The organism is Bacillus sp. 205(2023), assembly GCF_037027485.1.
In the GTDB taxonomy this organism is placed as follows: Bacteria; Bacillota; Bacilli; order Bacillales; family Bacillaceae; genus Bacillus; species Bacillus halotolerans.
Genome location: NZ_JAXCHF010000024.1, coordinates 1 through 2,864, shown reverse-complemented (window position 1 = coordinate 2,864; position 2,864 = coordinate 1). Strand labels below are relative to the sequence as shown.

At 38.6% G+C, this 2,864-nt stretch carries 4 protein-coding genes; 2 read left to right on the top strand and 2 right to left on the bottom strand.

The window, feature by feature from the left end:
* The coding region (locus WA325_RS21115; RefSeq protein WP_134980913.1) for an IS3 family transposase at window positions 1-84 on the top strand (84 nt) is incomplete at its 5' end.
* 122 nt (window positions 85-206) lie between these two features.
* Here WA325_RS21115 and WA325_RS21110 read toward each other — a convergent pair.
* Window positions 207-1,106 (bottom strand): DMT family transporter, encoded by a 900-nt coding sequence (locus WA325_RS21110; protein WP_322013282.1) that lies wholly within the window; start codon window positions 1,104-1,106, stop codon window positions 207-209.
* A gap of 133 nt (window positions 1,107-1,239) precedes the next feature.
* Between WA325_RS21110 and pdxR the strand changes: the two genes are divergently transcribed.
* Window positions 1,240-2,688 carry a MocR-like pyridoxine biosynthesis transcription factor PdxR gene (gene pdxR / locus WA325_RS21105; protein WP_336184163.1) on the top strand — a complete coding sequence of 483 codons (1,449 nt, stop codon included), beginning with the start codon at window positions 1,240-1,242 and terminating at the stop codon, window positions 2,686-2,688.
* 91 nt (window positions 2,689-2,779) lie between these two features.
* Here the strand turns inward: pdxR and WA325_RS21100 are convergent.
* The coding region (locus tag WA325_RS21100; protein ID WP_134980913.1) for an IS3 family transposase at window positions 2,780-2,864 on the bottom strand (85 nt) is incomplete at its 5' end.

Below are 2,864 nucleotides of genomic sequence, written 5' to 3'. Positions count from 1 at the left end.
TACATTTATTATTATAACAACATTCGTATTCAAACGAAACTAAACAGCCAATCACCGATAAGCTATCGGCAATTGGCTGTATAAAAGGTGTTTTGATCCCTGTCTCAAAAACAGGGGTCAGTCCCTACGATTGGTATGTTTTTTTATTCATTCATGTAATGACATGAAGCAGGGTACCGATACCGTGCATCAAAACAGAAAGGAAATTAGAACTTTTTCATCTCCTTTAACATCTTTATTTTGCTTCCTTTTATGTAGGTGAAACATACCCCGCTGACAGTCACCATTCCGCCTAGCAGTGAAATAAGTGAAGGCATTTCGCCTATCCACATCCAGGAAATCACCAACGTCAAAGCCGGTGTTACATAAAGTGAAATCGTTGCTTCAGCAGCACCGACGATTAAAGTTACATATGCAAGCGCAAAGTATGGGATGACCGTCGGAAATAAGCCTAAGTAAACGATAGACAATGTGGAGTTCATTGAGGCGTTTACAAACTCCCCCCATAAGCCTGGAAGAAAAACAAGCATTGGTAAGGATGCACCCCAAATCGTGAACGTTACAAATGGAATAAAACCATACTTTTTTATATAACGGGCTTGAAAAACAAAATAAATACTCTCTGCAAAAGCTGCCAGCAGAATGAACAGAATTCCTTTCATTGAAAGCGTATGATCTCCTGTCCCTAATGAAATAAATGATACACCCAATAAACTAATGATAGAGCCAATCCATTTAGAAAAACCAAAATGTTCACCAAAAAACAGTCGAGACAACACCGCGGAAAAGATTGGTGCTGTGGTTACGAGTAAGCTTGCAATCCCGGCACTAACTGTTTTTTCACCGATATTAAGCAAAATGTGATAGAGTGCAAAACCTAAAAACCCTAATAATAAGATGACAGGGATATCTTTCATGTCAGGTAAGCGCATGTTAGTCAGCACAGCAAAAAGCAACAATGCCATAGATCCGATTAACAAACGAAATAAAGCAAGGTGTTCGGGTGTGTAATATTCCAGACCTACACGAATTCCCGGAAAAGCTGATGCCCACAAACCGATCATAAGACTGTAAGATATGATGAGTTGAACAGTTTTCTTTTTCATGATTTTCACTCCTTCTTTACAAAAACCAACCAGTTATTTAGTGTGTTTTATACTAATAGAGATTTGATAAAATGGCTTCAACCAGTTACATAATTTTTGACCCAACCACTTTAGTTGAAGGAGACTGCTTTTGATGAGCGTTACAGAAGAAAAAACGGTTAGAAAGCTTCCTAAGTACTTACAAATCATTGATTATATAAAAGAGAAAATAGGTAATGGAGAGTGGCCGATTGGAAGTAAGATTCCAAGCCAGCGCACGCTTGCAAAAGACTTTCATGTAAATCGAAGCACGGTTATCACAGCGTTAGAGGAATTGATAGCAGATGGGTTGATTGAAGGCAGAATGGGAAAAGGGACAGTTGTCATCAACAATACTTGGACACTGTTGGCTAAGAATTCCGCACCCAATTGGGAGAAATATGTAACTTCGGGAATCCAGCAGCCAAGCCGAAGAATTGTTCAAGAGATCAATAAATCAGAATCAAATTCTGATCTTATACAGCTAAGCAAAGGAGAACTTTCAAAAGAGATTTTTCCTTTGTCTGCTATGAAAGAGATTATGGGCAAGGTATCTCAAAACATAGAGGCGTTCGGATATGAGGAACCAAAAGGATACTTGCCTTTAAGAGAGGCATTGAGTGATTATTTAAAAACAATCGGGATTCATGCTTCACCTTCATCCATTCTTATTGTTTCAGGAGCACTGCAAGCCTTACAGCTTATATCAATGGGGCTTTTGCAAAGAGGATCAACTGTTTTTCTTGATCAGCCATCTTATCTTTATTCATTACATGTATTTCAATCAGCCGGAATGAATCTGACCGGACTTCCTATGGATAAAGAGGGGCTTTTGCCAAACCATATTCATATGACAAAGGGGGAACGGGGAAGAGCCATATTATATACAAACCCTTGTTTTCAAAATCCGACTGGTATCTTAATGTCAGAAGAGCGGCGGAAAGAAATTCTTGCCGCAAGCGAAAAAGCGCAGCTTCCCATTATTGAAGATGACATATATCGTGAGCTGTGGATAGATGACATTCCGCCATATCCTATGAAAACAATAGATAAAAACGGTCATGTGCTATATGTAGGAAGTTTATCGAAAACGCTAAGCCCGGGCTTAAGGATTGGATGGATCGTCGGGCCAGAGCCAGTGATTGAACGTTTATCTGACATTAAAATGCAGACAGATTACGGATCGAGTTCGTTGTCTCAAAGAGTAGCGGCGGAATGGTTCACATCTGGCCAATATCAGCGGCATTTAGAACGGGTAAGACATCAATTAAAGATAAGAAGGCAATTTGTTACGAGCGCTTTAGAAACCAATATGAAGAATGCAGCTGTTTGGACTATTCCTAAAGGGGGATTCTTTATCTGGTTAAAAATATTGCCTTCGATATCTATGAAATTACTTTATAAAAAAGCCTTAACAAAAGGGATTCTTCTCAATCTTGGCAGTATTTATGCTCAGGAAAAAGGCAATTATATTCGCTTGTCATACGCTTATGCATCTCTTGAAGATCTTCAAAAGGGAATTTATGAATTAAGTTTGATCATTAAGGAGCTGGCCAGTAAATAAATATGCATTCAATGTTGAGAACCTATCTATCAAAAAACATACCAAACAATGGGACTGACCCCTGTTTTTGAGACAGGGATCAAAACACCTTTTATACAGCCAATTGCCGATAGCTTATCGGTGATTGGCTGTTTAGTTTCGTTTGAATACGAATGTTGTTATAATAATAAATGTAT

Excerpts from the sequence above, each read along its gene's own strand:
- WA325_RS21110 (WP_322013282.1), bottom strand. The coding sequence starts at position 1,106 with ATGAAAAAGAAAACTGTTCAACTCATCATATCTTACAGTCTTATGATC.
- pdxR (WP_336184163.1), top strand. The coding sequence starts at position 1,240 with ATGAGCGTTACAGAAGAAAAAACGGTTAGAAAGCTTCCTAAGTACTTA.